A 25,697-nucleotide genomic window follows, 5' to 3' on the forward strand; every position below is an offset into this window, starting at 1 on the left:
GTTCCGGTCCGCCCGGCGGTCAGTGATCGTCCAGGTAGAACCCGCTGTCGCCCACCACCCGGGCCAGGTCCTGCAGGAGCTCCGCCCGCGGCGTCACCCAGTACTGGGCATCGACCTGCAGGGCATGGCCCCGCCCCGGGAAGACCAGCACCACCGGCGAGGTGCCCGGATGGCGCTGGCAGGCGCCGCGCACCCGGGCCAGCACGCCCTCCACGGCGTCGGGCCCGCCGTCCGGCAGGGCCACCACCAGCCGCTTCCCCGTCACCAGCGGCCAGATCTCCTCGGCCACCACCTTGGGCGGCTCCTCTTCCTCCCGGCGGTCGACCCGGCCGCGGACGACGATCACCGCATCCTCCTGCAGGGCTTCGGCGGCTTCGGCGTAGGTCCGCGGGAAGACCACCACCTCCACCGTTCCCTCCAGGTCTTCCAGCTGGACGAAGGCCATGAAATCGCCGCCCCGGGTGGTGATGCGGCGCACGCCCTGCACCAGGCCGCCCACCTGGACCCGGGCGCCGTCTTCCCGGTCCGCCAGCTGGCGGGTGGTGGCGGTGACCCGCCGGGCCAGCTCCCGCTGGTAGTGGGCCAGGGGGTGGCCCGACAGGTAGAGGCCCAGCACCTCCTTCTCCATGGCCAGCTTGCGGTTGGGAGGCCATTCGTCCACCGGCGGCAGCTCGGTGACCTCCAGGTCGGCGGCGGCGGCGCCGGCGCCGGTTCCACCACCGCCGCTGCCGCGGCCGCCTGCCCCCACCAGGGCCGCCGTCAGGTCCAGCAGGGACACCTGGCCCGTCTCCCGTTCCTTGTGCCAGCGCTGGGCCCGGTTCATTACCTCTTCCAGGCCCGCCACCAGCCGGGCGCGGGGCTCGCCCAGGCTGTCGAAGGCCCCGGCCTTGATCAGGCTCTCCAGGGCACGGCGGTTGACCTGGCGCAGGTCGACCCGGCGGCAGAAGTCGTCCAGGGAGCGGAAGGGCCCGCCCTCCTGCCGGGCGGCGACGATGGACTCGATGGCCCCGAAGCCCACGTTCTTCACCGCCGCCAGGCCGAAGCGGATCGCCTGGCCGCCAGGCGCGCCGGGGTCGGGCACCACGGTGAAGCGGGCCTCGCTCTGGTTGACGTCGGGAGGCAGCACCGGGATGCCCAGGCGGCGGCACTCGGCGATATATTCCGCCACCCGGTCGGAGTTGCTCATCACGCTGCTCAGGGTGGCGGCCATGTACGGCGCCGGGTAGTGGGTCTTGAGGTAGGCGGTCACGTAGGCCAGGTAGCCGTAGGCCGCCGAGTGGCTCTTGTTGAACCCGTACCCGGCGAAGTACTCCATCAGGTCGAAGATGCGGCCCGCCAGCTCGGCGTCGATGCCCTTGGCCGCGGCCCCGGCCAGGAACTTCTCCCGCTGCTTCTGCATCTCCTCGGGCTTCTTCTTGCCCATGGCCCGGCGCAGCAGGTCGGCCTCGCCCAGGGTGAAGCCGGCCATCACGCTGGCGATCTGCATGACCTGCTCCTGGTAGACGATGGTCCCGTAGGTCTCCTTGAGGATCGGCTCGAGCCACGGGTGCGGGTATTCCACCGGCACCTGGCCGTGCTTGCGCTTGATGAAGTCGTCCACCATGCCGCTGCCCAGGGGGCCGGGCCGGAACAGGGCGACGGCGGCGATCAGGTCCTCGATGCTGGACGGCTTGAGGGAGCGCAGCATCTGGGTGAAACCCGACGACTCCACCTGGAACATGGCGGCCGTCTCGCCCCGGCTCATGGCCTCGAAAGTCGCCGCGTCGTCCAGCGGGATGTCCCGCACCCGGAAGGGCCGGCGGGCGGCGGTACCGTCGCCGCCGGGGCCGCCACCCGCCCCGCCCGCGCCGCGCGGGCCATCCTTGCCAACCTCCCCCGACGCACCACCCGCGCCGCCCGCGCCGGCCGGGCCGCCTGCTCCGCCCGGCCCGGCCGGGCCGGGTTCTTCCGCCAGCACGTCCCGGGCCCCCGTCTGGTGGATGATCTGCTCGGTCTCCTGGATCACGTGCAGGGTGCGCAGGCCCAGGAAGTCCATCTTGAGCAGGCCCAGCTCCTCCAGGGTGGTCATGGGGAACTGGGTGACGGTGGAACCGTCCTGCATCCGCTGCAGGGGCACGTGTTCCATCAGCGGGTCGCGGCCGATCACCACGCCGGCGGCGTGGACCGAGGCGTGGCGGGGCATCCCCTCCAGCTTGCGCGCCATGTCGACCAGCTGGCGCACCACCGGCTGCTGGTCGTAGGCCTGTTTGAGCTCGGGGCTGGACTCCAGGGCCTGGTCCAGGGTGATGCCCAGCTGGGCCGGGACCATCTTGGCGATCTTGTCGACCTCGCCGTAGGGCAGGCCCATCACCCGGCCCACGTCGCGGATCACCGCCCGGGCCAGCATGCGGCCGAAGGTGATGATCTGCGCCACCCGGTCCCGGCCGTACTTGCGCACCACGTACTCGATGACCTCGTCGCGCCGGTGGTCGTCGAAGTCGATGTCGATGTCGGGCATGGTGACCCGCTCGGGGTTGAGGAACCGCTCGAAGAGCAGGTTGTAGCGCAGGGGATCGATGTCGGTGATCCCCAGCACGTAGGCCACCAGGCTGCCCGCCGCCGAGCCGCGGCCCGGGCCCACGGCGATGCCGTTGCGGCGGGCGTAGTCCACGAAATCCCACACGATCAGGAAGTAGGCCGGGTAGCCCATGCGGGTGATGACCTCGAGCTCGTGGTTCAGCCGGTCCCGCACCTCGCTGCCCGCGTTGGGGTAACGCTCGGGCAGCTTGCTCTCGCACAGGTAGCGCAGGTAGGAGGCCGCGTCGTGCCCCTCCGGCACCTCGTAGTGGGGCAGGAGGAACCGGCCGAACTCGAACTCCAGCTGGCAGCGCTCGGCCAGCTTGACCGTGTTGGCCAGGGCCTCCGGCACGTCCCGGAACAGGGCGGCCATCTCCTCCGGCGTCTTGAGGTAGAACTCCGGCCCTTCGAAGCGCATGCGGTTCGGGTCGTCCAGGGTCTTGCCCGTCTGGATGCAGAGCAGCACCTCGTGGGCGGCGGCGTCGTCCTTGTTCAAGTAGTGGACGTCGTTGGTCGCCACCACCGGCACGTCGAAGCGCCGGGCCAGCTCCAGGATGCGGGCGTACGCCCTGCGTTCCTCGGGAAGGCCGTGGTCCTGGATCTCGAAGTAGAAGCGGTCGCCGAAGACCTCCAGGTACCAGCGCACGGCCTGGAGCGCTTCCTCCTCCCGCCCCTCTAGGAGCAGCCGCGGGATCTCGCTGCCGATGCAGCCCGAGGTGACGATCAGGCCCTCGCTGTACTGGGCCAGCAGTTCCCGGTCGGCCCGCGGCTTGTAGTAGAACCCCTCGGCATAGGCCCGGGAGACGATGCGGATCAGGTTGCGGTAGCCCGTCTCGTTCTGGGCCAGGGCCAGCAGGTGGTAGGGCTGGTCGTCCAGCTTGGGCTCCCGGTCGTGCCGGGTGCGCCGGGCCAGGTACAGCTCGCAGCCGATGATGGGCTTGATCCCGTGCTTCTTGCACGCCTTGTAGAAGTCGATGGCGCCGTACATGACGCCGTGGTCCGTCAGCGCCAGGGCGGGCATGCCCAGCTCGGCCGCCCGCGCGGCCAGCTCGCCGACCCGGGCGGCGCCATCGAGCAGGCTGTATTCGCTGTGGACGTGCAGGTGGACGAAGGGTTCCATCGCCACCCCTCCGTTCGACCGGTTCCTGTCCACCTTCGCCACGGGCCATGAAGGCTCCTGGCGGCCCCCTCGCCTCGGGCCGGGGTTCCCGGCCCGCCCGCGCCGCCCACCACCGCTGCACCCCCGGCCCCGGCCCCTGCCCTTGAGCCTGCGGCCGCCCGCAGGTAGAGCCCACTCCCTGCCGGCCGCCGCTTGGCCACGACGAAGCCCATCGGAGTTCCGGGGCATTCCGGCCGGCCCGGGCGACCGTTGGGCGCTCCGGACACGCACCGGCGCTGCGGGCGGTCCATAGGGTGGTCCGTGACGCGCGCCCGGCCCGCCCGGCCGCGGCGCCCGGCCGGGCCGGGACGGGCGCCCGCGGGCAACGGGCGGCCGGCGGTCCCACCGCCTGAAACCCGTCGCCTGGGGAGGTGCAGCCCTTTGCAGCGCTTGCTGGCGTTCGCCCTGGTGGGCCTCATCGCCCAGCTGGTGGATGGGGCCCTGGGCATGGCCTACGGGGTGACCTCGTCGTCGCTGCTCTTGCTCTACGGCCTGGCGCCCGCCGCCGCCTCGGCGTCGGTCCATCTGGCCGAGACCATCACCACCGCCGTGTCGGGTCTCGCCCACTGGCGCATGGGCAACTGGCACCGGCCCACCGTTCGCGGCCTGGTGCTGCCGGGGGCGGTGGGGGCGTTCCTCGGTGCGGTGCTGCTGGCCTCGTTGCCGGCGGAGCGGGTGCGGCCGGTGGTGGCCGGGTTCCTCCTGGTCCTGGGCGTGTACATCCTGGTGCGGTTCACCCTGGCCGCCATGCCGCGCCACCGGCGGCCGCCGCGGCTGCGGCTGCGGTACGTGATGCCGCTGGGGTTCGTGGCGGGGCTCCTGGACGCCACGGGCGGCGGCGGCTGGGGTCCCATCGCCACCCCGGCCCTCATGGTGCGCGGCGACCTGCCGCCCCACCAGGTGGTGGGGTCGGTGTCCATCGCCGAGTTCGCCGTGGCGGTGTCGGCCACCCTGGGCTTCGCCCTCACCCTGGGCTGGGAGGGGGTGGCGTGGCTGCAGGTGGCCGCCCTGGTGGCCGGAGGTGCCGTGGCGGCGCCCCTGGCGGCCTGGATGGCCCGCAGGCTGCCGGCCCAGGTGCTGGGCGTGATGGTGGGGACCGCGGTCCTGCTGGTCAACCTGCGCACCCTCTTCGGGGCTGCGGGCATCACGGGCCTGACCCGGCTGCTGGCCTACGCCCTGGTGGCGGCCGTCTGCCTGGGGCTCCTGGTGCAGGCCGCCCTGCGCAGCCGGCGGCAGGCCGCCTCCCAGGTCCAGCACCCCGCCACGGATTGATCCGCCCCGGACCGAGCTGCCCCCTTGAAGCCGCCCCGGAGCCGCCCCCGCACGGCGGGGCCGCCGCGGTGCCAATGCGGCGCGTCGCCCCGAGCGCCGGGTGCTCGGGGCGACGCGCCGCTTCTTCCTTCACCAAGCCGCCCCGGTGGGCTCCGCGCACCGGATCGCCCGGGGCCCGCCGGATTCGGACCAGCCGGGTCAGCTGCCGTCGGCCGTACCGGCCGCCGCCAGGCCGGCCGTGCCCTCGTACACCCGCTCGCCGTTGACCTCCACGGCGTAGTGGATCGCCGCGGTCCGGCCGATCATGGCGCTGACGCCGCAGTACTTCTGCTGGCTCAAGGTCACCGCCCGGACGGCCCGCTCGGGATCCAGGCCGTGGCCCTCCAGGCGGTACACCAGCCGCACCTGCCGGAACACCTTGGGGTGCTCCTCGGGCTCCTCCGCCTCCAGGTCGATGACCAGCGAGCCCAAGGGCTGACGCATCTTGTTCAGGATCTCCACCACGTCAATGGCCGTGCAGCCGCCCAGCCCCAGCAGCACCAGGTCCTTGGGCGACGGCGCCTCCCGCCGCTCGCCCTCCCGGGGCGCCCCCTGCAAGGGCACCTCCAGGCCCAGGTCGTTGGCCCCGACGTAGCGGCTCCCGCCCTTCCAGCGCACCGTTCCGTGCCGCATGGGCATGCCTCCGTCACGCGCAGAAGCGGTCGAAGGCGGCCTTGAGGTCGGCGGCCACCTCCTCCGCCGTGCGGTTCTCGATGTCGCTGCGGTGCAGCATGTAGACCAGCTGCCGGCCCTTGAGCAGGGCGATGGACGGCGAGGAGGGCGGCTGACCCGTGAAGTACTCCCGCATGCGGGCCGTGGCCTCCCGGTCCTGGCTGGCGAAGACCGTCAGCCACCGCCGGGGCCGCCGTTCATGCTCCAGGGCCATAGCCACCGCCGGCCGGGCGATGCCGCCGGCGCAGCCGCACATGGAGTTGACCACCACCAGGGTGGTCTCGTCGTCGCCCGCCTCCGCCATGGCCGCGTCCACCTCTTCCGGCGTCCGCAGCTCGGTGAAGCCCAGGCGGACCAGTTCCTCCCGCATGGGCGCAAAGAACATGTCGAGCATCTCCATGCTCATGGCGATCCCTCCCTGTCCCCGGCCGGTCCTTCCCGGGGGCCCGCCCGGTCCCGGCCCGGCGACCTGCTGGCGCTGCGGTGCGGCGGCAACGGGTTCGCCCAACCCCCCTTCCGGTCCAACCCCTGGACCCTGGAACCGGCCCCTAGACCCCCGCCGCCGGCCGGGCCTCCGCTTCCGCCGGCCGCTCCGTCTCCCGGTGGACCAGCTCCACCAGCCGCCGCAGGTGGTCGACGGGCGTCTCGGGCAGCACGCCGTGGCCCAGGTTGAAGATGTGCCCGGGCCGCCCCGCCGCCCGCCGCAGCACGTCGCGCGCCTGTTCTTCCACCTGGTCGAAGGGGGCCAGCAGCGCCGCGGGATCCAGGTTGCCCTGGATCGCCTTGTCCGGGCCGATGGCCTCCCAGGCCCGATCCAGGTCGACCCGCCAGTCGACCCCTACCACCTCGGCGCCCGCCTCGGCCATCAGGGGCAGCAGGGCCGCGTTCCCCGTGCCGAAGTGGATCCGCGGCACGCCCAGGTCGGCCAGCCCCTCCAGCACCCGGCTCGAGTAGGGCAGGACGAACCGGCGGTATGCCGCCGGCCCCAGGCCGCCCACCCAGGAGTCGAAGAGCTGCACCGCCTGGACCCCGGCCTCCACCTGGGCCCGCAAGTAGTCGAGGACCGTCTCCGCCAGCCGCTCCATCAGCCCGTGCCAGAAGGCGGGATCGCCATACATCAGCGCCCGGGCCCGGTGGAATTCCCGCGACGGCCGGCCCTCGATCAGGTAGCAGGCCAGGGTGAAGGGCGCGCCGGCGAACCCGATCAGGGGAACCCGGTCGCCCAGGGCCCGCCGGACCAGCCGCACCGTCTCCAGCACCGGGGCCAGTTCCTCCCGCGGGTCGAACCGCCGCAGCCGCCCCAGGTCGGCCGCCGCGGCCAGCGGCTGGCCCACCACGGGCCCCACCCCGGGCTCGATGCGGTAGTCGACGCCCAGGGGCGCCAGCGGCGTCATGATGTCGGCGAAGAGGATGGCCGCGTCGACCCCCAGCCGCTCGACGGGCATCACGGTGATCTCGGCGCAGAGGTCCGGGTGCTGCATGAGCTCGACGAAGCCGTACTGCCGCCGCAGTGCCCGGAACTCCGGGAAGATCCGGCCCGCCTGGCGCATGAACCAGACGGGCGTCCGGTCGACGGGCTGGCGGCGGCAGGCGGCGAGGAAGCGCTGGCTGGGCGTCAACGGAACCCCTCCTGGCTGCCGGCGGATCTACTGCCATTGTAGCACCCCGCAGCCTGCCGCCCGCCGGACGAACCAGCCAGGGTCTCCCGTCGGTGGGTAACCGCTTGATCGCCCATCGACTGGCACCACGCCCTGACCACCTGGACAGGCGACGGAAACCCTTGTCGCCAGCGGCCCTTTCGCCGGGACGCCGCGGAGTCGCGGTGTCCACTTCTGCTCTTGTCGGACCTGTCCCCCACGCTGGGCGTGCCCTTCGGCATGGAGGGCGGACCCGTTGACCGGCCGGCAATCACCAGACTAATCCGGCGCATTGCCTTTATCTTGCCGCTGGCGTCGACCTAGAGGCAGGGGTATTCGCCTTGCAACGGGCGGTTGATCCTGGCCGGCCAGCCCTTGATCCTGCAGCCCTGTAACTGTCCACGACAACGGGGCAAGTGCATGGCCAACCGTTCGATGCATACGCGCAGACTGAGCCTGTCTACGTTTAGTGGGCTCGTCTACATGCCACGACCAACTGGCGCGCAAGTAAAGTCTGTATCAACAGGAACGAACCCCACACAATACCTAGGCGTGAAGTGTTCAGGTTGAACTCTACGTCTGGCAGCTTATACTCAACCACACCCACCGGTATACCGAAGAGGGTACGCCAGACGCCCACTCCTTCGGGTTCGATGGGTGGTTGCTCACTCGCGAGTCGCACTTCAATGATCTGCAGGTACGCTGGATTGATCTTGTAGATTGAATCGATTTCGACACGCAGGCGATGGACCGCTTCCCGATGAAGCTCTGGGTCAGATATGTCGCTGCTTGTAGTATCCGGGAAGAGCAGGGGCAGCCCGAATGCAGCCACGGTCAGCACGAGGATCAAACCCGCCAGCCAGTACACCCGTTTCAGCCTCGACATTCCTGATCCCCTCTCGACATTCCTGATCCCCTTTTTGGGAGAGGCGCGGTTGCGACCGGATCACCCAGAACCGTCCCTCATCCGGTCCCACTGCTTCAAACAACAACCCATCGCCCGGCCGGATCCCCAGGGCTTCGAGGAGCGCCGCCGGGATTTGGAGGCGGCCTTCTGCTTGGACCCGTGCCGGGCCGATCACCTGCCCCGTGGCCATGCCCAAGCCCACCTCCTTTGCTGCGATTCCCGGCCATCAGGCTCGCCTCGGGACGGGGCCTACCACTGCACCACGCGGGCGTCCGTGAACCTCGCGATGGCGCGATCGTTGGTGAGCAGGAAAACGTCCTCGTCGGCCGTCCGGGCCGCCAGGTAGCCGTCCACGAAGTCGAGCTGCCCCGCCGCATGGTGGCGGAGTCCGGCCAGGACGGCCTCTTCGTCTTCCACGTCCACCTCCGGGGCCCGGACAAACTGAAGGAGCGCCGCGACCGCCTCGGCAGGGCTGTAGCCGTACGCGCCTTCCAGGACGTAGAGCGTCTCGGCCACGACCACCGGCGTGATCCGCAGCCGGTGCCCGGCGGCAATGGCCCGCTCCAGGGCCCGGTCGAGCACCTCGAGCCGCTCGTGAAGGTGCGCGGCCTGCGGGTTCGCCAGGATATGCTCACGGGCCAGGCAATACACGACGACGTTGGCGTCGAGCAACCAGGTGCTCACGGGCTATTCCCTCACCCGCTCTGCGGCCGGTTCCCCGCCTGCGGCCGCCTGCGCCAGTCCCTGCGTCCCCGCAGCTTCAAGGCCGTCCTTTTCGGCCCACCGGCGGGCCCGGTGCTCGCGAATGGCTTGCCGCGCCTCCGCCGGGCTGACGGGCCGGTCGATCTTGAGCACGTTGCCCAGCTCCTTGAGGCTCCGCGGCCGCGGCAGCGGGTAGAGCACGATCTCCCCCTGGCCGTTGACGTACACGAGTACGTCGTCCCCTTCCTCCAGCCCCACGCGCTCACGGATAGCCTTGGGCAGCGTCATCTGCCCCCTCTGCAGAATCTTCACGATGGCCACGGCGCGATCACCTCGCGTCCCCATGCTACCACCTCCGCAGGAGGAACTCAAACGATTCTCTTTGTGTTCGGAGTCTATGCGTGTTCGTCCGATTTTAATCGGCCGGCAAGGGCTACAGCCTCCATGGTCGGCACACCGGCTCCGATGCGATAATCGGTCCAGGCAGGGAAAACGGGTGAACCTGCGACGAGCCGTGGCGGTCGTACGGGTCCAGGGCCGAGGGCAGTTCACGCTGCCGGCCGCCTTCCGCAAGGCGGTGGGCGTCAAGCCGGGCGATGTCCTGTTGCTCGAAGCGCGGGACCCGGGGCACTTTGAGGTCCGTGTGCTCTCCCGGCAGTCCCTTCTCGATTTCCCGCGGATCGACGCCGAGGGGTTCAACATGCGGTCGGCCCGGGATGCGATGGAGCGTGCCCTGGCCGAAGAGGCCTTCGAAAGTCCGTAAGTCCGTGCCGGCAGCGGCCAGCCAGGGCCGCCAGGCCGGACGCAAAGGTTTGAGCGGTCGCTGAGATGGACTGAAGGAGGCTCTTGTCCTTTGACGCCACTCCCCGAACGAGCCGAGCAGTACCTCGAAACGAAGCGGGTCGAACGGGGCCTGCGGACTTCGAGCCTTGAGGAGTACCGCCGCGACCTGGCCGACTTCTGCCGCGGGCTCGCGGGCCGGCTCCGCAAGAATCCCGAGGACCTGACCGACGCGGACCTGGCCGGCTTCGACCGGGACGGCGCCCGCCGCTGGCTCGCGCATCTGGCCGATCGGGAGCTGGCGCCCTCCACGCGGGACCGGCGCTGAAACACGGTGGGCGGCGGGTTCCGGTGGATGGTCGCCGAAGGCGTTCTCCCCCGCGACCCCTTTGCGGGCCTGGAACGGCCGGTTCGCGGCGAGCGGCACAAGCGGCTTCCGGTCTATCTCGCCGAGACCGAGGCCGAGCGGCTTCTGCGCACCGTCCTCTCCGATCAGGGCCTCACGCCCCGGCAGAAAGCCCACCATGCCCGGCTTAAGGAACGGGACCACGCCCTGGTGACGACGCTACTCTGTCAGGGGCTGCGGATCAGCGAGGCCGTGGGGCTGCGATACGGGGACGTGGACTTTGACGAGGACACCCTGCGGGTGATCGGCAAAGGCGACAAGGAACGCCTCCTCCCCCTCCACCGCCGGACGAAGGAAGCCCTGCTGCGCTACCTTGCGACCTGGCCCGGCCGGAAGAAGCCGAAGGCGCCGCAGGATCCGGTCTGGTGGACGCTCACCGGCCAGCCCTTGACCAAGAATGCGGCCCAGGTCGCCGTCAAGCGCCACCTGGTCCGGGCCGGGCTCTGGCGGGCCAGCGCCCACAAACTCCGGCACACGTTTGGGACGCGACTCGCGGAGGCGGGCGTGGACCTGCTGGTCATCAAGGACCTGCTCGGTCATGCCACGGTGGCCACGACACAGGCCACGACACAGATCTACGCCCACGTGGCCCAGCGGCGACTACGGGAGGCCGTGGAGAAGATCCGCTAAGCCGGTAAGTAGGGTGGGCGTGATCCAGAGGCATGGGAGGTAGGCCCGGGATGTTGACAGAGAAGCTCCGAGAGGCAATCCGGAGCGGCTTCGAGCTGGATGAGCAGGTGACGTTCTCCGAACTGCGGTCGGCAGCCTGGATGAAGACGCTGGCTGAGCGGGGCAAGCTGCGGGTTGCCCACCGCCAGGAGGTGGTGGGTGGCGACCCGGAAAGGCTCGGTCTGGGACCGCGAGGCAAGGTAGCCGTCCACGAAGTCGAGCTTCCTCGAATACCGGCTCAGGGCATACAGAACGTGTTCCTCGTCCTCACACTCCACCCCGGGCAAGGCGAGCACCCGCTCGACAAGGCCGGCCGCTTCGCGGGCGTTCAGGTCGAACCCGGAAAGCACGAGCAAGGTCTCAAACACCACGAGCGGCGTCACGACCAGGGTCACCGCGCCCCGGGCTGCTCGCTCAAAGAGCGCCCGTACCCGATCCCGCACCGCGTCGCTCGGCGCCTGATCGGGCGCAAGCAGATCGATGATGAGGTTGGTATCGAGTAGCCACCGCTCCGTCACGACGCGTCCCTCGCCGGCGCCGCTTCCCGCCACGCCGCATCTGGGTGCGACCGAGGCTGGCTCTCGCGCCAGGCTTCGGCGTATTCGCCGGCGGCCCGCTCAAGAGCGTCGGCCAGGAACCGGCACACCCTCCCCTCCAGCGCTCCTGCAACCTCAACTGTATCGTCCGCATACACGCAGTAGGCACTATAGCATCCCGAAGGGTAACGATGACCCTTCCGCGCCTGTAGCTTTGTCATTGTTGGGCCGTTAGCGCCCGAAAGTCTCGCCTTTCCCCCACCTGCACCTACCGAAACTTTAGGCAGTCACCGGCCGGAAGGGGGGCGCCCGCTGGGGCGGTCACGCCGAGCTTCTGGTCCGGCGCCCCCGGACATAGGCTGGGGTGGAGGGATCCCACCATGGCGCGCCTGTCCCTCGGACATCTGATCTACGTGGCGTGCATCGCCGCGGGGATCGTGGTCGGCGGGTCCCTGGCGGGCGGGCTGGCGCGGCTGCTGTTCGTCCAGGTGCCTTTGGACGCGCCCAGCAGCCTGCCCGTGGGCTCGCTGCCCGACCTGGCCAGCCGCCTCAAGCTGTGGGGCACCTTTGCCGCCTTGGGCGGCACGCTGACGGCGCTGCAAAACTTGGAGTCGGGCATCCTGGGGCGGTCCTTCGGCGTGGCCGCGACCCAGCTGCTCCTGATCCTGAGCGCCTTCACCGGGGCCCACCTGGCCTACGTGGCCCTGCGTTACCTGGCCGGCTCGCCCCCCGGGCCCTGACCCCCCCGCCCCGGGCCATGACACCTCGGCCCCAGGGCTTGAAGACCCCGGCCCCGCGGCCGGCTGGGTCCGGCTGAAGCCGGCGGGTGCACCGGAGGCGGGTCGAACGGCGAAACCCCGGGTTCTGCGGCAGGAGACCCCCTGGCCAAAACGGCCCGGCCGGGGCCGTGACAAACCAGCACCGCCCGGAGGTGGGACCGCAGTGACCCCGTCGCCCCGCCTGAGGCTGCTGGCCGCCCTGGCCGTCGGCGCCTTCCTGGGCGCCGGTCTCACCCTGCCCCTGGCGGCCCGCCGGGTCGACACCCTGACCCTGCTGGCCACCGACCTCTTGCGGGAGCTGGCCGAGACGGAGAACGAGCTGGCCCGCCTGCGGGAAGAGCCGCCGGCGTCCGTTGCCGTCTACGAGACCCGGCTCGAGCTGGTGGACGGCCGGGGCCAACGGCTGCCACCGGCCACCGAAGTGGTCCTGCGTCGCGAGCTGGAACCGCTGGCCCAGCGGCTGGTGGGCGAGGACGTCTACCACCTCAGCCCAGCGGTGGTGCGGGACCTGTTCGACCGGCGCCGCCTGCAGGTGGACGACACCCTTTACCGGATCACCGTGGAGAGCGTGGTCCTGGGGCCCCGCTCCCTGCTGCGCCTGCGGGTCGAACCGGTCCCCGCCTCCCCCGGGGCGGGAAGCCGGGACGGGCCCTGAAGGGCAAGTTACCAGCGAAACCAGCGATAGACCCAGGTCGACCACCGGCTCCTGAGCCCCCGCCCCGGCCTCTCAGGCCCCGCAAAGCCGCAAGGCAGAGCCCGGTGGCAAGGGAGGCCCGCCGTGCGGTGGCGCGCCGGTGGTGCCCACCCCGGCCGGCCACCCTACCAGAAGAAGGCAGGGTCCGGCCCCGGCCCCCGAGGCCGGGCTCCCGGGGCCGGGCCCCCGGGTCAGGACAGGGCCATCACCAGCTCCTTGAACCGCCGGCCCCGCTCGGCAAAGTCCCGGAACATGTCGTAGCTGGCACAGGCCGGGGACAGCAGCACCACATCCCCCGGCCGGGCCAGGCGCCGGGCCTCCGCCACCGCCTCCTCCAGGGAGGCCACCCGCCGGACCAGCGGTGCCTTGCCCTCCTGGCGGGCCGCCTCCTCGATCACCCGCTGGATCGCTTCCGCCGTCCTGCCCAGCAGCACCACCGCCCGGGCCCGCCGGCAGAGGGCCGGCCCCAGGGGATCGAAGGGGATGCCCTTGTCGTACCCCCCGGCGATCAGCACCACGGGTTCGGTGAAGGCCTCAAGGGCCGCCAGGGTCCGGTCGGGAGCGGTGGCGATGGAGTCGTTGTAGTACCACACCCCGTCCAGCTCGCGCACCGGCTCCAGCCGGTGCTCGACCCCGCGGAACGCCGCGGCGGCCTGGGCCATCCCGGCGGGATCGGCGCCGGCCACCCACCCGGCCAGGATGGCCGCCAGGGCGTTGAGACGGTTGTGGGCGCCCCGCAGGTGCATGGCGCCCGCCTCCAGCAGGGGCCGCTCCCCTTGCCCGTCCCACGCCACCAGCCGGTCGCCCGCCAGGTAGGCCGCCCGGACCGGCCCGCCCCGCCGGGCGGCTTCCCGCTCCGCCAGCTCCCGCGCCGCCCGGGCCGAGGCGGCGAAGGCCGCCACGCGGCCGGGCGCCCGGCCGGCGAGCCCGGCCGGGGCCGGTTCGTCCGCGTTGAGCACCGCCCAGCCGTCCGGTTCCTGGAGCTCCACGATGCGGGCCTTGGCCGCGGCATAGGCCTCCATGGTGCCGTGGATGTCCAGGTGGTTGGGCCGCAGGTTGAGGTACACGGCCACGTCGGGCGCCCGGTGGCAAAGCTCCAGCTGGAAGCTGGAGAGCTCCAGCACCACCAGGGCCTCGGGCGGGATACGGTCGACCTCTTCGATCAGCGGCCGCCCGATGTTGCCGCCGACGAACACGGGGCGGCCCGCCAGCGGGCCGCCGGGCGCCGCCGCCTGGCGCAGGCCCTCGGCCAGCAGGGTGGTGGTGGTGGTCTTGCCGGCGCTGCCGGTGACCCCCAGGACCTTGCCCCGGCACCGTTCCAGGAACAGGTCGATCTCGCCGCGGACGGCAGCTCCCGCCGCCCGGGCGGCGGTGATCTCCGGCAGGTCCTTCTTCATCCCCGGGGTGAGGAACACGGTGCCGAAGGGCCGCTCCTGGAGGACACGGAGGTAGCCGGGCCCCAGGTGCAGCTCGACCCCGGCCCGGGCCAGCTGGTGGATCTCCGGGTCCGCCTGCTCCGGCGGCACCCGGTCGCAGCCTACGACGGGGATCCCCCGGTCCAGCAGGTACCGGACCAGGGCCCGGTTGCTGCGGCCAAGCCCCACCACGGCCACCGGGCCGGCCAGGGGCGGCGTGGCTCCCGGACGCCGCACCCCTCGCTCCCCCGGGGACCGGGCCGCGGGCTCTCCAGGCCCCCGGCCCGGGTGCCCCACCGAAAGCCCGGCGGCACCGTGCCCCGGCCGCCCTGCCGCCCTCCCCTCAGGCCCCTGCGCCATGCTCCCTGGCGGGAGCGGTGCCTCCCTTGCCGCCGGTGGCGGGCCCGCGTGCCCCTCCGCCGGCATTCAGGCTCCCTCCAGCAGGCGCTCCAGGCGCCGCAGGGCCTCTTCCAGGTCGGACCGGGAGGTGGCGTAGGAGAGCCGGAGGTAGCCCGGCGTGCCGAAGGCCGTGCCCGGCACCACCGCGATGCGCGCCGCCTCCAGCAGGACCTCCGCCAGGGCCACGTCGTCGCCGGCCCGCCGGCCCCCGATCTCGCGGCCCAGCAGGCCCCGGACCGACGGGTAGACGTAGAAGGCCCCCGCCGGCCGGAGCACCTCGACCCCCGGTAGCCGGGACAGCCCCTCCACCAGCAGGTCCCGGCGCTGCCGGTACTCGTCCCGCATGGCGGCCACTTCGTCCTGCGGACCGGTCAAAGCCGCCACCGCGGCCTTCTGGGCGATGGAGTTGACCGACGAGGTGGCCTGGGACTGGATGGCCGCCATGGCCCGGGCCACGGGCCGCGGAGCCGCCGCCCAGCCGATGCGCCAGCCCGTCATGGCGTACGCCTTGGAGACGCCGTTGATCAGGATCACCCGCTCCCGGTATTCGGGGCGCAGAGCCGCGACGGACACGTGCTCCCCCTCGTAGATGAGATGCTCGTAGAGCTCGTCCGTCACCATCCACAACCCCGCCTCCGCCGCCACGGCGGCCAGGTCGTCCAGTTCCTGGCGGGTGTAGACCGTTCCCGTGGGGTTGCTGGGGCTGTTGAGGACAAGGGCCCGGCTGCGCGGGGTCAGCGCCCGCCGCAAGGCCTCGGGCGTGAGCTTGAAGCCGGTCTCGGGGCCGGTCTCCACGATCACCGGCTCGCCGCCCGCCAGCCGCACCATCTCCGGGTAGGAGACCCAGTAGGGGGCGGGGATGATGACCTGGTCCCCGGAATCGCAGATGGCCATGAAGGCGTTGAACAGGGCGTGCTTGCCGCCGGCCGAGACGACGATCTCGTCCTCGGCATACTCCAGGCCGTTGTCCCGGCGGTGCTTTTGGGCAATGGCCCGCCGCAGCTCGGCGATGCCGGCGGCCGGCGTGTAGCGCGTAAAACCCGCGTCGATGGCGGCCTTGGCCGCTTCCCGCACGTGGCGCGGGGTGGGGAAGTCGGGCTCGCCGGCGCTGAGGTTGATCACCTGCTCCCCCGCCGCCTTGAGTTCCTTGGCGCGGGCGTCGATGGTGATGGTCACCGAGGGCTGGATGCCCCGAGCTCGGGCCGACAGGTGCATCGCGGCTCATCCTCTCCCTGACTTAGAGGTCGAACACCGCCCCGGGCTCTGCCAGCTGGGCGGTGGGGAATACCTCCCGGGCCTCCCCCAGGACCTCGTCCGGATCGTACTCGGGCAGGAGGTGGGTGAGAAGAAGGCGCTTCACCCCGGCCGCCTGCCCGATTTCCGCCGCCTGGCGGGCGGTCAGGTGGCCCGGCGCCCGGTCGCCCCGCCGCGCCAGCAGGCTGGCTTCGATCAGCAGGACGTCCGCGCCCCGGGCCAGTTCGACCAGCTGGGCAGCGGCCTCCGGCCCCGTGTCTCCCGAGTACACCAGACGCCGCCCCCCGGCGCTCCAGGCGGAGGCCAGGCAGGGCAGGGGGTGGTCGGTGGCCCGCACCGCCACCGTCCACCCCGCCACCGTGATCCGGTCCCCGGATTCGAGGAAATGCGGTGCAAACACGTCCTTGTACGGCATGCGTCCCGCCAGCTCCGGCGGCCGGGCGGGCCCGTACAGCGGCATGGGCTGCGACCGCGGCCGGCCCAGGTAGCGGGCGATGTCCAGCACGTACCGCAAGACAAAGTGGTCGCTGCTGTGATCGGGGTGGTAGTGGGAGTAGAACACCGCCGCCAGCTCGGCCGGGTCGACCCGCTGGCGCAGGCGGGCCACCACCCCGGGGCCGCAATCCAGCAAGACGGGCCCTTCCGGGCCCTCGAGAAGATAGCCGGCGCAGGCACCTCCGGGACCCGGGTACGGCCCGTCCCGGCCCAGGATGGTGAGGCGCATGGGCCGCCGCCTCCTCGTCTCCGCCCCCCGTCACCACGGACCCGGCGACGTCCTCGACGCCAGGCCCCCCGTCCGGCACGGGCGCCGGAAGGGTCCTCGGATTTCGGGAAGGGTCCTCGGGATTTCCGTTAGGTTTCCGTGGAGGCCGGTCGAATCCTGCGCTGCTGCAGCAGGCGCTGCATCTCTTCCGCGGAGAGGCGGCCCTCCTCGACGGCCTCCTTCAGCAGGCGCTGCATGTAGCCGCCGATGCGGCCGCTCTCCAGGGACGTCAGGGCACCCCAGCCCTCGGCCTCCACCTTGGGCCACAAGCCCAGTTCCTGCGCCGCCTGGACCTTGAACGGGTAGAGGGGGTCGTCTTCCGGGTTGGGCTGGGCCACGCGCCGGCCGCCCCGCCGCCCCACCCCGCCCCGGTGCCCCCGCTTGCGCCGGCGCCGGGAGGTGGCGGTGGGCGGCAGCTCGATGCCGGCCCAGGGCGAGGTCACGGCCGCCGGTTCCGCCGGAAAGGAAGTGGCCGCCTCCAGCCCCTCCCCCTGCGGGCTGCCGGCCGGGACGCCTGCAGCGGGGTGGCCTCCCGCCAGGGCCGCATCCTCAGGACCGGCGGCCGCGGCCGGGGCTTGGGGCGCCCGTATGGCCCCCTCCGGGGTGCCGGCCGGGCCGGCGCCCGCCCCCTGGGGCTCGGGGGCGGGCGCGCCGGCACCGCTGAGTTCTGGCGACGGCGCAGCATGACCTGCCGCGCCGCTTGCTTCGTCGTCCGTCCAGCCCGCCGGGCGGCCGGCGGGTTCCGCAGGGTGCATCGGTTCCCACCTCCGGTGCCTTAGTTTGGCTCTGATGAGCGGCTGTAATCTGACCGTAACCGCCGCTGAGACCATACGTCGCAGCCCGCGGCGGTCTGCGGGACGGGCTCTGACATGGCCGGCAGGGTCCTGGAATAGAGGTAAGGGGCAGGCGGCATGCGGGTCATTGGGCCGCCGGTGGGGGTGCGGCACATGGCAGGTTCGTCCACCGGCCCAGGCCGCGGGTTGCGGGGGCCCCTGCCGGCCGGGCTCCTGGCGGGGCCGGGAGGCCGGGTCGTCCTGTGGATCCTGCTGGCGGTGGCCGTGGTGGTGGGCGCTTCCCTCTGGTGGCGCGCCCGGTCGCTGCCGGAAATCCTGCAGTGGGGCGAGCGGCCGCTGGTTCTGGTCTACCACACCCACGCGACGGAAGGGTTCCTGCCCGACCTGCCGGCCGGCCGCCGCCCGGACCGGGACATCCACCGCGACGCCTTCACCCGCGACGCCCGGCGCTCGGTCCGGGCCCTGGGGCAAGCGGTGGCCCGCCGGCTGGCCGAGCGGGGCCTTGACGTCGTCTGGTCGGGCACGGTGTACGACGCCGCCGGCCGCGACGACGCCTACGAGCGCGCCCGAGCGGGCCTTCAAGACCTGCTGGCGCGGCACCCGACCCTGCGCATCGCCCTGGACATCCATCGCGACGCCGTCAGTACCCGGGTCCAGGTGGGCGGCCAGCCGGCCGCCGGCGTCCTGCTGGTGGTGGGAGCCGGCCACCCGGGCTGGCACCAGAACCTGGCCCTGGCCGAGGCGCTGGCCGGCCGCCTGCGGCGCATCCACCCGCAGCTGGTGCGGGGCATCGCCCTCAAACCGTGGCATTACAACCAGGATCTTCTCCCGGGATCGCTGATCGTCGAGATCGGCGGCGCGGAAAACACCCTGGCCGAGTCGTTGCGCACGGCCCGCTGGGTGGCCGACGCCCTGGTCGAAGCCCTCTCCATCCGGCCGGACGGGGCTCCCGCCCGCCCGACCCTCTTGCCGCCACCCGGGAGCGGCGCGCTGCTGGGGTACGGCGCTCCCGCCGGGCTGTAGCGCCACGGCCTCGGGCGCCGCGGTCCCGGGGTCCGGGTGTCCCCGTGCAGCACCCGGTACGGCGCCGCCGTCCGTGGCTGCCCGTGGACGATCCGTGACTCCCCGCCACCCCCCGCCGAGGGGCGGACCGGCCGGAACCCGGGGCAGGTGCAGGGTATGGCCGGGCCCCCTTTCGCCCCAGGTTATGGGCGGGGGATGTGGGATGACCGGTCATGCCCGCCCTGGCGCCGCCGGGGGCGGCGCCGGACCCGGGACGGGAGACCACCGGGCCCGACCGCGGAAGGCACCCGGGCCCGGTGGGAGGAACCTGTTGCCGCCTGTCGCCGCCTGGGCCCTGGTGGCCCTGGTGCTGGTGCAGGCCCTGCTGGCTGCCGGTCCGGCGCCGCTGGCCGGAGGACCTGCCGCCAAGCCGCCCCTGTCCGGAGCCCGGCCCGGCGCCCCGGGCACGGGCAACGACGGGGAAGGACCTGGCACCGGCGACGGCGCTGCCGCCCCGGGACGGGTCGATGCCGCCATCGCCCGGCGGTTCGCCCGGGAACCCCAGATCACCGTGTTCGATCACGCCGCCGGCGGGCCCCGGGCGATGCCGATGGAAGAGTACGTCGCCCACGTGGTGGCCGGCGAGGCCGTCCCCTCCTGGGATGCCGACGCCCTGCGGGCCCAGGCGGTGGCCGCCCGGACCTACACCGTGTCCCTGCTGCTGGCGGGCGAGCAGTCGACGCCTCGCCGGCTGTACGGCACCGACACCTCCACCGACCCCGCCGAAGCGCAGGCCTTCAACCCGGTGGTCCCGCCGCCGGTGGCCGCGGCCGTCCAGGCCACCCGGGGGGAGATCGTGGTTTACGATGGCAAACCCATCGTGGCCCTGTTCAGCGCCTGTGCCGGTGACCGCACCGCCGGGCTGAGGGAATCCTTCCCGGGGGACGACCGGCAGGCGCCCTACCTGCGCCCCGTCCCCTCGCCCTGCGAGCGGGCGGCGCCCGATTTCATCCGACGCTGGTCGGTGGCCTTGACGGCCGGCGAGCTGGCAGGGGTCGCCGGGGTGGCCCCCTCCCTGGTCCAGCAGGTCTCCATCGCCCGCCGCGGGCCCTCGGGGCGGGCGGTGCTGGTGCGCATCGGGCCGCGCCTGGTCCACGCCGCCACCCTGCGGCGCCAGATCGGGCCCAACCGGCTCAAGTCCACCTACTTGATCGAAATCGAGCCGCTGGAAGGCGGGGTGTGGATCTTCCGCGGCCGGGGCTGGGGTCATGGCGTGGGCCTGGACCAGTGGGGCGCCCAGGCCATGGCCCGGCAGGGGCGGGGCTACCGGGAGATCCTGGCCCACTACTACCCGGGCACCGCCGTGGTGCAGCTGTACCGCTGAGGGGCGCAGGTGGGCCGGGCCGGGCCTGGACCAGCCCAGGGCAGCGATTCCGGCAGGTCCCGGGAGGAAGCGGCTTCAGGACCTGCACCCAGCCGGGCGCAGCACCCCTAAGCCCCGGCTGTACCGCTAAGCCGTAGCCCGGGACCTGGACCTGCACCCTGCGCGGGCTCCCCGGCATCCCCGGCGTCACGCCGTCAGGACAGGATCAGCTCGAAGTGCGCCAGCCGGGAAAGGTAGGCGGCCACCACCAGGGGCCGGTTCAGGCGGAAGGCATGGGTGACCCACACCCGCGTCACCGGATCCTGCTCGATGACCTCTAGCACGTTGACGTAGGGGGAGTCGACCCGCTCGATGGCGGCGTAGGGAATGTCCAGGGGGCCTGCCGTGAGGGTCCCGGGGCCGCCGTGGGAGGCGCCGGGGGCGTCGGGCGATGTGTCCGGGGCCCCCTCGTCGGGATGGAAGAACAGGCTGTCCCGCCCCACCACTAGCCAGCCCCGGGCCAGGGAGCCATAGCCCCCGCCGGGGCGTTCCTGGAGGAGGGTGCAGCGGGCGGCATAATACGCCGGCCGGTCGGGTACCCCTTCGGGGAGCCGCTCCAGCAGCGGCCACTCCCCGGGCGGAACGGACAGGACGCGCCGCGCCGCCTCCCGGTCGGCCTGCCGGCTCGCCTCCCATTCCCGCTGCCGGCGCATGGCCTCCAGCCGTGGCCGCGCCCGCAAGAGCGAGCGGCCCAGCAGCACCAGCGCCGCCAGCACCGCGGCCGTGACGAGCAGCGTGGTCCAGCCCCCTGGCATGCCGGTCCCTCCTCTGGCCCTCGGTCCTGTGGCCCTGTCTTCCTGGGTCCTTCGGGCAAGCCGTGATCCGCGGAACCCGGGCCGTAGCGGCCGCAGCGGGGTCTGGGGCGCAGACGTCACGCCCAGCGGAACCGCCAGCGGGTCCCGGAGGCCGCCGCCCGTTCTGCGGCTCTTGCCCTGACGCGGGCCGCCCTGCGCCCCGGCGGCCCGTGCCGTCCACCCCACGGGCCGCCCCGCCGCGCCCATTGTGCCATATTCCGCCGCCCTCCGCTCCTTCCCTGGCCGCCCGGTCCTTCCCTGGCGGCCCGGCCCAGGCAGCGGAGGCACAGCGCAGAGCCCGGGGGCGCCCGGAAGGTGGACCGGAGGTGGCAGGGCCGGAAGCCCGGTGCAGTTGTAGCACGACCGGATGCATTGGGATGCGGTCCTTCCCGCAGACGGCCCGGGACCGCTTCCCGGACCGGCCCCCTGCGGCGCGACCAGGGGAACGGCGCGGTGCAGGGCTTCCCCGCTGCCCGCTTGGCCGGGGGGCGTTCCTCCGCAATAATGGACGGGGCGCCACGGGTCGCGGCGGCGGCCGCCCTACCCGGCAGCCGGCCCAAGGCCGGCCTGCCCGGCAGCCCGGTCAAGCGGCCCAACCCCGCGGCCGAACCCGGCAGGAACCGGGGAAAGAACCAGGCAAGAATCGGGGACAGGCCGCGTAGGATGAACCAGCCCGTGGACAAGGCGGTGCCCCACCTCCGGGGGCCGCGCAGCCCTGAGCAAGGAGGGCAGGCCGTGGACTGGCTGACCCAGGTGGTGGAGCGCTGGGGCTACCTTGGCCTGGTGGCCGTGGTGGCCCTGGAGAACCTGTTCCCGCCGATTCCGTCGGAAGTGGTGATCCCCTTTGCCGGGTTCCTCACCAGCCTGGGCGTCCTCACCCTGCCGGGCGTCATCGCCGCCTCGACGGCGGGCTCGGTGCTGGGGGCCCTGGTCCTGTACGGGCTGGGCCGCGTCCTGGGACGCCGGCGCCTGGAGGCCCTGACCCGGCGCTACGGCCACTACCTGGGCGTGCACGTCGAACAGGTTGAAAAGGCGGAGGCGTGGTTTTCCCGCCACGGGCCCTGGGCGGTGCTGGCGGGGCGCGTGGTGCCCATCGTGCGCAGCCTGATCTCCATTCCGGCCGGGATCGCCGAGATGCCGGCGGCGGTCTTCGTGGTCTACACCGTCCTGGGCACGCTGGTGTGGAACACCGCCCTGGCCGCGGCAGGGGCGGCCCTGGGTGCGGCTTGGCCCCTGGTCCAGGAGTGGGTCCGGGTCTACCAGCACGTGCTGCTGGTGGTGATCCTTGCGGCCGCCGCCGTGGGCATCGGCTTGCGCCTGGCGGGATGGCCCCGGCGCTGAGCAGGTCCCGGCACGGGCGGCCTGCTGGCCTGACGGCGCCCTGCCGAGCCTGGCGCAGCAGGTCACGCCAGGCGGGGGCATGCGGGCCGGATCGCCCCGAGCGGGAGCGACGCGGGACCGGATCACCCCGCGGGAGCGACGCCGGCCGGGCCGTCCCTGGCGGGGCGGCGGCCGGCCGGGCCACGGCAGGCGGCGCAGCAAGCAACGGCGAGGTGATGACCATGGGAACCGGCAGGCGGAAACAGCAGCTGCGCTGGGTATGGGTCGCCCTGGTGCTGACCCTGGTCGCCTCCTTCGTCCTGATGACGCTGGCGCCCGCCCTGGCCGCGGCGTCCTCGGCCGCAGGCCCGTCCACCGGCGCGGGCGGTTCGGCCGCGCCAGCGGGTGCCGGTGCGCCCGCCGGCGCTGCGGGCTCACCGGAGGCCAGCCCGCAGGAGGCGCCCGCCCCCGGGAAGGCCGTGGTCGTCCTGGGGGCCGACCTGACGGAAGCCCAGCGCCAGGAGGTCCTGCGCCTCCTGGGCCTCGACCCTGCCACCTGGGACGGCGAGCCCCTGATCCTGACCCATCAGGAGGAAGTGGCCCTGGTGGGCGACTACGTGCCGCGGGAGCAGCTGGGCAGCCGGGCCATCTCGTCCGTCCGGGTCGAACCGGCGGAGCCGGGCAGCGGCATCCGGGTGGAGACGAAGCACATCACCTGGGTTGCGCCGGAGATGTACGCCGAGGCCCTGGCCACCGCCGGGGTGAAGGACGCCGTGGTCTACGTGGCGGCGCCCTTCGACGTCTCGGGTACGGCCGCCCTGGCGGGCATCTACAAGGCCTACGAGGTCTCCGCCGGCGAGAACCTGGACGCCGGGCGCAAGGACCTGGGCGCCCGGGAGATCGGCGTCATGGTGCGCATCGCCCAGGAGATCGGAAGCCCCGAGAAGGCCAGCCAGTTCCTGACCCTGCTCAAGGAGCGCATGGCCGAGCACCCGCCGACCAGCCGGGAGGAGATCCTGGCCCTGATTCGCGAGCTGGAACAGCAGCTGGGCATCCAGCTCAGCGACGCCCTCCGGGAAGAACTGGCCACCCTGGTGGAAAAGCTGCGGGACGCCGGCATCGACTGGCAGGCGGTGACGGCGCAGCTCCAGCGGGTGCGGGAGCAGGTGAACCGCTTCCTGGGCGAGGACACGCCCATCATCCGGGATTTCTTCAACCGCCTGTGGGACTGGGTCCTGGCGGCCGTGGACGCCGTCCGCAGCTGGTTCGGGCAGTGACCCGCGCGGGCGGAGAGGAAGCGCCGGAGGGCCGGCCGGCGACCCCGACGACCCCGGCGCCCCCGGGTCCGATCCGGGTTCCTTCGCCCGGGATCCATGGCCCGGGGCCTTGGCCCGGGGCCCCCTGCCCTTGGGGGCTTGGCCCCCCGTGCGGCGAGCGGTCATCCTGAGCGGGGGGGCGTCCCCCAGGCGGAAAGGAGCAAGGCGCGTTGCACGACGGCCCATCCCACGACGGCCCGATGCCCGGGGCACCGCTAGAGGACGGCGCGTTCTACGTCACCGTGAACGGGATCCGCCACTGGTACAGGATCGCCGGCGCGGGGAAAGGCACGACACCGCTGGTGGTGATCCACGGCGGACCCGGTGGGAACGTCTACAACTTCGAGCGCACCATCGGCCCTCTCCTTGAGGCCTTTGCGACGGTGATCTACTACGACCAGCGGGGCTGCGGCCGGTCGGACCGGCCGGCCAGTCCCGCGGACTATTCCTTGCCGCTGCTGGTGTCGGACCTTGAAGGGTTGCGGGCCCGGCTGGGTCTGGACCGCTTCATCCCCCTGGGCTTCTCCTTCGGCGGGGAACTGGCGCTAGAGTATGCCCTGGCCCATCCCGGCCGGGTGGAGCGGTTGATCCTCCAGGCCCCCACCTTCTGCGACCCGGTGCGGCTGGCCTGGATCCAGCTGTACGGCTTCTACCACGTGGCAGCGGGACAGCTCAAGGACCGGATCGCCGGGCTCCTGGCAGGGGACGAACCGGCCCCGGCCCGCCTGGAGCAGGCCTGGAACCTGGTGGACACGGAAACGGTGGACCGCTTCCTGTTCTTCGACCCCGCCGCCGCCCGGCTCAACCGCCGGCTGTGGGAGGAAAGCGGGCTCGTCAACACCGGCGACATGCAGCGCGCCCTGGCCGCCCAGCCCCAGCCCCCCAGCCGGATGGAGGCGCTGTCCCGGATCCCGGTCCCCGCCCTGGTCATGGTGGGGCTGCACGACCGCAATGTCGGGGTCGACCTCTGCCGGGACATCAGTGCCAGGCTGCCTCAGGGCCGCCTGGTGATCTTCGAGCGCAGCGCCCACTTCCCCGACATCGAGGAGCCCGAGCGCTACGCAGCGGAGGTGCGGCGGTTCCTGGGATCCTAGCACCCGTATCCGGGACCCGCCCCGTACCTGGCAGCCCGGATGGACAGGAGGGCACGGGCGGGGACCGGGTTCCGCCCGCGGTCCCTCCCCTGCGGTCCCTCCCCTGCTGTCCCTCTCCGGAGCGTTGCTGCCGGACACCCGTCCCGGGAGTCCTTCTCGACGGAGGCCTTCACTCGCGCCTCGACGGGAGCTTCGGGATCAGCCAGCTAAGCAATGACGCCTCCGACCGGGTCTGGATGTACACGGTGCCGGGTCCGGTGAACTCGCAGGCCAGGCCCTCGCCGCTGGCGATGGAACTGAACAAGCCGCTGCCGGCCGTTCGTACCTGGAAGGCCATGCCGTCGGTGAAGGCGACCACGTGGCCGGTGTCGACCACATAACGCTGGCCCGGTGCCAGATCCTTGCGGTGCAGCGCCCCGTAGCTGTTGATGAAGAGGGCGCCGTGCCCCGCGACCCGCAGCAGGAAGAGCCCCCCGCTGCCGAAGAAGCCCCGGGCACCACCCCAGCGGGCGTCGACGGTCAGGGTCGTGGCCCCGGCCAGGTAGGCACCCGACTTGAGGTACACGACCTCGCCGGCCAGTTCCAGCACCGTGATGTCGCCGGGCAACGCGGGGGCCAGCATCACCTCACCCCGCGCCCCGTCCGCCCGGTACCGGCTGGTGAAAAAGGACTCCCCTCCCAGGAGGGAGCGGCTCAGGGCGCCCAGCAGCCCGCCCCGGGCCTCCGCCTGCAGGGATACGTTGCCGCTCATGGAGACCAGGGCCCCGGGCTCGGCCTGCAGTTCCTCGCCCGGCTCCAGCTCGACGATGGCCAGGGCGTAGCTGGGCTGGTGCAGGATCCGGTATTGCAAGGGCCGCCCCCCCTCTGGAGAACCTTTCCACTCCATCAATTCGGCATCAATTCGGCGAGCCGCCTCGGGGCCCCTGCCGCGAAGAAGGAAAGAGGAAGGAAAAGTGAAGGGCCATGCCGAGGGACGCCGCCCCGGGCATGGCCCTTCAGCACGCGGATCCTGTTGCGCGGCGTGCCGCCGACACGGTGCGCCGGAGGCACGGTGCACTGGCACCACATGCCGACCTTGCGGGAGCATGTGGGAATCGAACCCACCGGGGACGGTCTTTCCGCCCCCCACTGGTTTTGAAGTTCGACAACGACATGTCTCTGCGTTTCCTCGTACTGCCCTGAGTTTCTGGAAACCCTTGTGGTATAAGGCTTTCTCTCCCCTCCCGGCCCTCTCTCCGTTCCGAGTTTTCTCCCCGGTTTCTGGCCCTCGGATTTGCAGCGGATTTGCAGGGTGGCTCCAACCGAATCCCTACCA

Annotated in this window: 25 protein-coding genes; 11 read left to right on the forward strand and 14 right to left on the reverse strand. The window is 72.4% G+C overall.

Going from position 1 to position 25,697, the window contains the following annotated elements; translation table 11 throughout:
- Nucleotides 1-19: 19 nt before the first annotated feature.
- Nucleotides 20-3,676, reverse strand: coding sequence for a DNA polymerase III subunit alpha (gene dnaE / locus THESUDRAFT_RS09010; RefSeq protein ID WP_006904471.1), 3,657 nt, complete (start codon nucleotides 3,674-3,676; stop codon nucleotides 20-22).
- A gap of 420 nt (nucleotides 3,677-4,096) precedes the next feature.
- On the opposite strand from dnaE, the gene THESUDRAFT_RS09015 reads away from it, so the two are divergent.
- A complete protein-coding gene (locus THESUDRAFT_RS09015) occupies nucleotides 4,097-4,987 on the forward strand; it encodes a sulfite exporter TauE/SafE family protein (RefSeq protein ID WP_006904474.1) in 891 nt (296 codons plus the stop codon).
- A 198-nt stretch (nucleotides 4,988-5,185) separates the two neighbouring features.
- Here THESUDRAFT_RS09015 and THESUDRAFT_RS09020 read toward each other — a convergent pair whose 3' ends face one another.
- The 6 genes from THESUDRAFT_RS09020 to THESUDRAFT_RS09040 form a co-directional block, all read right to left on the reverse strand.
- The gene (locus tag THESUDRAFT_RS09020) at nucleotides 5,186-5,659 is read right to left on the reverse strand and encodes an OsmC family protein (protein WP_006904475.1); all 474 of its coding nucleotides are present in this window, start codon (nucleotides 5,657-5,659) and stop codon (nucleotides 5,186-5,188) included.
- 13 nt (nucleotides 5,660-5,672) lie between these two features.
- Entirely contained in the window at nucleotides 5,673-6,104 is a 432-nt protein-coding gene (locus tag THESUDRAFT_RS09025) for a BrxA/BrxB family bacilliredoxin (protein WP_006904476.1), read from the reverse strand.
- 142 nt (nucleotides 6,105-6,246) lie between these two features.
- Entirely contained in the window at nucleotides 6,247-7,317 is a 1,071-nt protein-coding gene (gene hemE, locus THESUDRAFT_RS09030) for a uroporphyrinogen decarboxylase (protein ID WP_006904478.1), read from the reverse strand.
- A 484-nt stretch (nucleotides 7,318-7,801) separates the two neighbouring features.
- Complete coding sequence (locus tag THESUDRAFT_RS13020) at nucleotides 7,802-8,203, reverse strand: hypothetical protein (RefSeq protein WP_242823303.1); 402 nt, start codon at nucleotides 8,201-8,203, stop codon at nucleotides 7,802-7,804.
- A 288-nt stretch (nucleotides 8,204-8,491) separates the two neighbouring features.
- Nucleotides 8,492-8,926: a PIN domain-containing protein gene (locus THESUDRAFT_RS09035; RefSeq protein ID WP_006904480.1), complete on the reverse strand. Its 435-nt coding sequence runs from the start codon at nucleotides 8,924-8,926 to the stop codon at nucleotides 8,492-8,494.
- 3 nt (nucleotides 8,927-8,929) lie between these two features.
- On the reverse strand, nucleotides 8,930-9,289 hold the full coding sequence (locus tag THESUDRAFT_RS09040) for an AbrB/MazE/SpoVT family DNA-binding domain-containing protein (RefSeq protein WP_006904481.1): 360 nt from the start codon (nucleotides 9,287-9,289) through the stop codon (nucleotides 8,930-8,932).
- Nucleotides 9,290-9,440: 151 nt separating this feature from the next.
- Between THESUDRAFT_RS09040 and THESUDRAFT_RS09045 the strand changes: the two genes are divergently transcribed.
- The 3 genes from THESUDRAFT_RS09045 (at nucleotide 9,441) to THESUDRAFT_RS09055 (ending at nucleotide 10,760) form a co-directional block, all read left to right on the forward strand.
- A complete protein-coding gene (locus tag THESUDRAFT_RS09045; RefSeq protein WP_006904482.1) occupies nucleotides 9,441-9,707 on the forward strand; it encodes an AbrB/MazE/SpoVT family DNA-binding domain-containing protein in 267 nt (88 codons plus the stop codon).
- A gap of 90 nt (nucleotides 9,708-9,797) precedes the next feature.
- A complete protein-coding gene (locus THESUDRAFT_RS09050) occupies nucleotides 9,798-10,052 on the forward strand; it encodes a site-specific integrase (protein WP_040826436.1) in 255 nt (84 codons plus the stop codon).
- A 27-nt stretch (nucleotides 10,053-10,079) separates the two neighbouring features.
- A complete protein-coding gene (locus THESUDRAFT_RS09055; protein WP_040826438.1) occupies nucleotides 10,080-10,760 on the forward strand; it encodes a tyrosine-type recombinase/integrase in 681 nt (226 codons plus the stop codon).
- On the opposite strand, the gene THESUDRAFT_RS15305 is transcribed toward THESUDRAFT_RS09055, so the two are convergent.
- Nucleotides 10,757-11,350 carry a PIN domain-containing protein gene (locus tag THESUDRAFT_RS15305; protein WP_423219085.1) on the reverse strand — a complete coding sequence of 198 codons (594 nt, stop codon included), beginning with the start codon at nucleotides 11,348-11,350 and terminating at the stop codon, nucleotides 10,757-10,759. The genes THESUDRAFT_RS09055 and THESUDRAFT_RS15305 overlap by 4 nt on opposite strands.
- Nucleotides 11,351-11,715: 365 nt before the next feature.
- Between THESUDRAFT_RS15305 and THESUDRAFT_RS09065 the strand changes: the two genes are divergently transcribed.
- Both THESUDRAFT_RS09065 and THESUDRAFT_RS09075 read left to right on the forward strand, forming a co-directional pair.
- The gene (locus THESUDRAFT_RS09065) at nucleotides 11,716-12,075 is read left to right on the forward strand and encodes a YtrH family sporulation protein (RefSeq protein WP_006904484.1); all 360 of its coding nucleotides are present in this window, start codon (nucleotides 11,716-11,718) and stop codon (nucleotides 12,073-12,075) included.
- 202 nt (nucleotides 12,076-12,277) lie between these two features.
- A complete protein-coding gene (locus tag THESUDRAFT_RS09075; protein ID WP_006904485.1) occupies nucleotides 12,278-12,769 on the forward strand; it encodes a hypothetical protein in 492 nt (163 codons plus the stop codon).
- 230 nt (nucleotides 12,770-12,999) lie between these two features.
- Here the strand turns inward: THESUDRAFT_RS09075 and murD are convergent, their stop codons facing one another.
- The 4 genes from murD to THESUDRAFT_RS09095 all read right to left on the reverse strand — a co-directional run bounded on the left by murD (nucleotide 13,000) and on the right by THESUDRAFT_RS09095 (nucleotide 17,394).
- Nucleotides 13,000-14,460: a UDP-N-acetylmuramoyl-L-alanine--D-glutamate ligase gene (murD, locus tag THESUDRAFT_RS09080; protein WP_242823304.1), complete on the reverse strand. Its 1,461-nt coding sequence runs from the start codon at nucleotides 14,458-14,460 to the stop codon at nucleotides 13,000-13,002.
- A 189-nt stretch (nucleotides 14,461-14,649) separates the two neighbouring features.
- The gene (locus THESUDRAFT_RS09085) at nucleotides 14,650-15,837 is read right to left on the reverse strand and encodes a pyridoxal phosphate-dependent aminotransferase (RefSeq protein WP_006904487.1); all 1,188 of its coding nucleotides are present in this window, start codon (nucleotides 15,835-15,837) and stop codon (nucleotides 14,650-14,652) included.
- A 22-nt stretch (nucleotides 15,838-15,859) separates the two neighbouring features.
- Nucleotides 15,860-16,600 (reverse strand): MBL fold metallo-hydrolase, encoded by a 741-nt coding sequence (locus tag THESUDRAFT_RS09090; RefSeq protein WP_006904488.1) that lies wholly within the window; start codon nucleotides 16,598-16,600, stop codon nucleotides 15,860-15,862.
- Nucleotides 16,601-16,728: 128 nt separating this feature from the next.
- Nucleotides 16,729-17,394, reverse strand: coding sequence for an alpha/beta-type small acid-soluble spore protein (locus THESUDRAFT_RS09095; protein ID WP_006904489.1), 666 nt, complete (start codon nucleotides 17,392-17,394; stop codon nucleotides 16,729-16,731).
- 156 nt (nucleotides 17,395-17,550) lie between these two features.
- On the opposite strand from THESUDRAFT_RS09095, the gene spoIIP reads away from it, so the two are divergent.
- Both spoIIP and THESUDRAFT_RS09105 read left to right on the forward strand, forming a co-directional pair.
- Entirely contained in the window at nucleotides 17,551-18,456 is a 906-nt protein-coding gene (gene spoIIP / locus THESUDRAFT_RS09100) for a stage II sporulation protein P (protein WP_006904490.1), read from the forward strand.
- A gap of 310 nt (nucleotides 18,457-18,766) precedes the next feature.
- Complete coding sequence (locus tag THESUDRAFT_RS09105; RefSeq protein WP_006904491.1) at nucleotides 18,767-19,819, forward strand: SpoIID/LytB domain-containing protein; 1,053 nt, start codon at nucleotides 18,767-18,769, stop codon at nucleotides 19,817-19,819.
- A gap of 194 nt (nucleotides 19,820-20,013) precedes the next feature.
- Here THESUDRAFT_RS09105 and THESUDRAFT_RS09110 read toward each other — a convergent pair whose 3' ends face one another.
- Entirely contained in the window at nucleotides 20,014-20,613 is a 600-nt protein-coding gene (locus tag THESUDRAFT_RS09110; protein ID WP_006904492.1) for a hypothetical protein, read from the reverse strand.
- Nucleotides 20,614-21,387: 774 nt separating this feature from the next.
- Between THESUDRAFT_RS09110 and THESUDRAFT_RS09115 the strand changes: the two genes are divergently transcribed.
- From THESUDRAFT_RS09115 to THESUDRAFT_RS09125, 3 genes are all read left to right on the forward strand, one after another.
- Nucleotides 21,388-21,993, forward strand: a complete 606-nt coding sequence (locus THESUDRAFT_RS09115) for a DedA family protein (protein WP_006904493.1) — start codon at nucleotides 21,388-21,390, stop codon at nucleotides 21,991-21,993.
- A gap of 221 nt (nucleotides 21,994-22,214) precedes the next feature.
- Nucleotides 22,215-23,249 (forward strand): DUF1002 domain-containing protein, encoded by a 1,035-nt coding sequence (locus THESUDRAFT_RS09120; protein ID WP_006904494.1) that lies wholly within the window; start codon nucleotides 22,215-22,217, stop codon nucleotides 23,247-23,249.
- Nucleotides 23,250-23,458: 209 nt separating this feature from the next.
- Nucleotides 23,459-24,382, forward strand: a complete 924-nt coding sequence (locus THESUDRAFT_RS09125) for an alpha/beta fold hydrolase (protein ID WP_006904495.1) — start codon at nucleotides 23,459-23,461, stop codon at nucleotides 24,380-24,382.
- 169 nt (nucleotides 24,383-24,551) lie between these two features.
- Here THESUDRAFT_RS09125 and THESUDRAFT_RS09130 read toward each other — a convergent pair whose 3' ends face one another.
- The gene (locus THESUDRAFT_RS09130; protein ID WP_006904496.1) at nucleotides 24,552-25,232 is read right to left on the reverse strand and encodes a TIGR00266 family protein; all 681 of its coding nucleotides are present in this window, start codon (nucleotides 25,230-25,232) and stop codon (nucleotides 24,552-24,554) included.
- Between the last annotated feature and the right edge of the window lie 465 nt (nucleotides 25,233-25,697).

Source organism: Thermaerobacter subterraneus DSM 13965 (assembly GCF_000183545.2).
Lineage (GTDB): Bacteria > Bacillota > Sulfobacillia > Thermaerobacterales > Thermaerobacteraceae > Thermaerobacter > Thermaerobacter subterraneus.

Coding starts and splice junctions, on each gene's coding strand:
- THESUDRAFT_RS09055 (WP_040826438.1), top strand. CDS start 10,080: ATGGTCGCCGAAGGCGTTCTCCCCCGCGACCCCTTTGCGGGCCTGGAA.
- THESUDRAFT_RS09110 (WP_006904492.1), bottom strand. CDS start 20,613: ATGCCAGGGGGCTGGACCACGCTGCTCGTCACGGCCGCGGTGCTGGCG.
- dnaE (WP_006904471.1), bottom strand. CDS start 3,676: ATGGAACCCTTCGTCCACCTGCACGTCCACAGCGAATACAGCCTGCTC.
- THESUDRAFT_RS09065 (WP_006904484.1), top strand. CDS start 11,716: ATGGCGCGCCTGTCCCTCGGACATCTGATCTACGTGGCGTGCATCGCC.
- spoIIP (WP_006904490.1), top strand. CDS start 17,551: ATGCGGGTCATTGGGCCGCCGGTGGGGGTGCGGCACATGGCAGGTTCG.
- THESUDRAFT_RS09020 (WP_006904475.1), bottom strand. CDS start 5,659: ATGCGGCACGGAACGGTGCGCTGGAAGGGCGGGAGCCGCTACGTCGGG.
- THESUDRAFT_RS09120 (WP_006904494.1), top strand. CDS start 22,215: ATGGGAACCGGCAGGCGGAAACAGCAGCTGCGCTGGGTATGGGTCGCC.
- THESUDRAFT_RS09040 (WP_006904481.1), bottom strand. CDS start 9,289: ATGGGGACGCGAGGTGATCGCGCCGTGGCCATCGTGAAGATTCTGCAG.
- THESUDRAFT_RS09085 (WP_006904487.1), bottom strand. CDS start 15,837: ATGCACCTGTCGGCCCGAGCTCGGGGCATCCAGCCCTCGGTGACCATC.
- THESUDRAFT_RS09025 (WP_006904476.1), bottom strand. CDS start 6,104: ATGAGCATGGAGATGCTCGACATGTTCTTTGCGCCCATGCGGGAGGAA.
- THESUDRAFT_RS09095 (WP_006904489.1), bottom strand. CDS start 17,394: ATGCACCCTGCGGAACCCGCCGGCCGCCCGGCGGGCTGGACGGACGAC.
- THESUDRAFT_RS09090 (WP_006904488.1), bottom strand. CDS start 16,600: ATGCGCCTCACCATCCTGGGCCGGGACGGGCCGTACCCGGGTCCCGGA.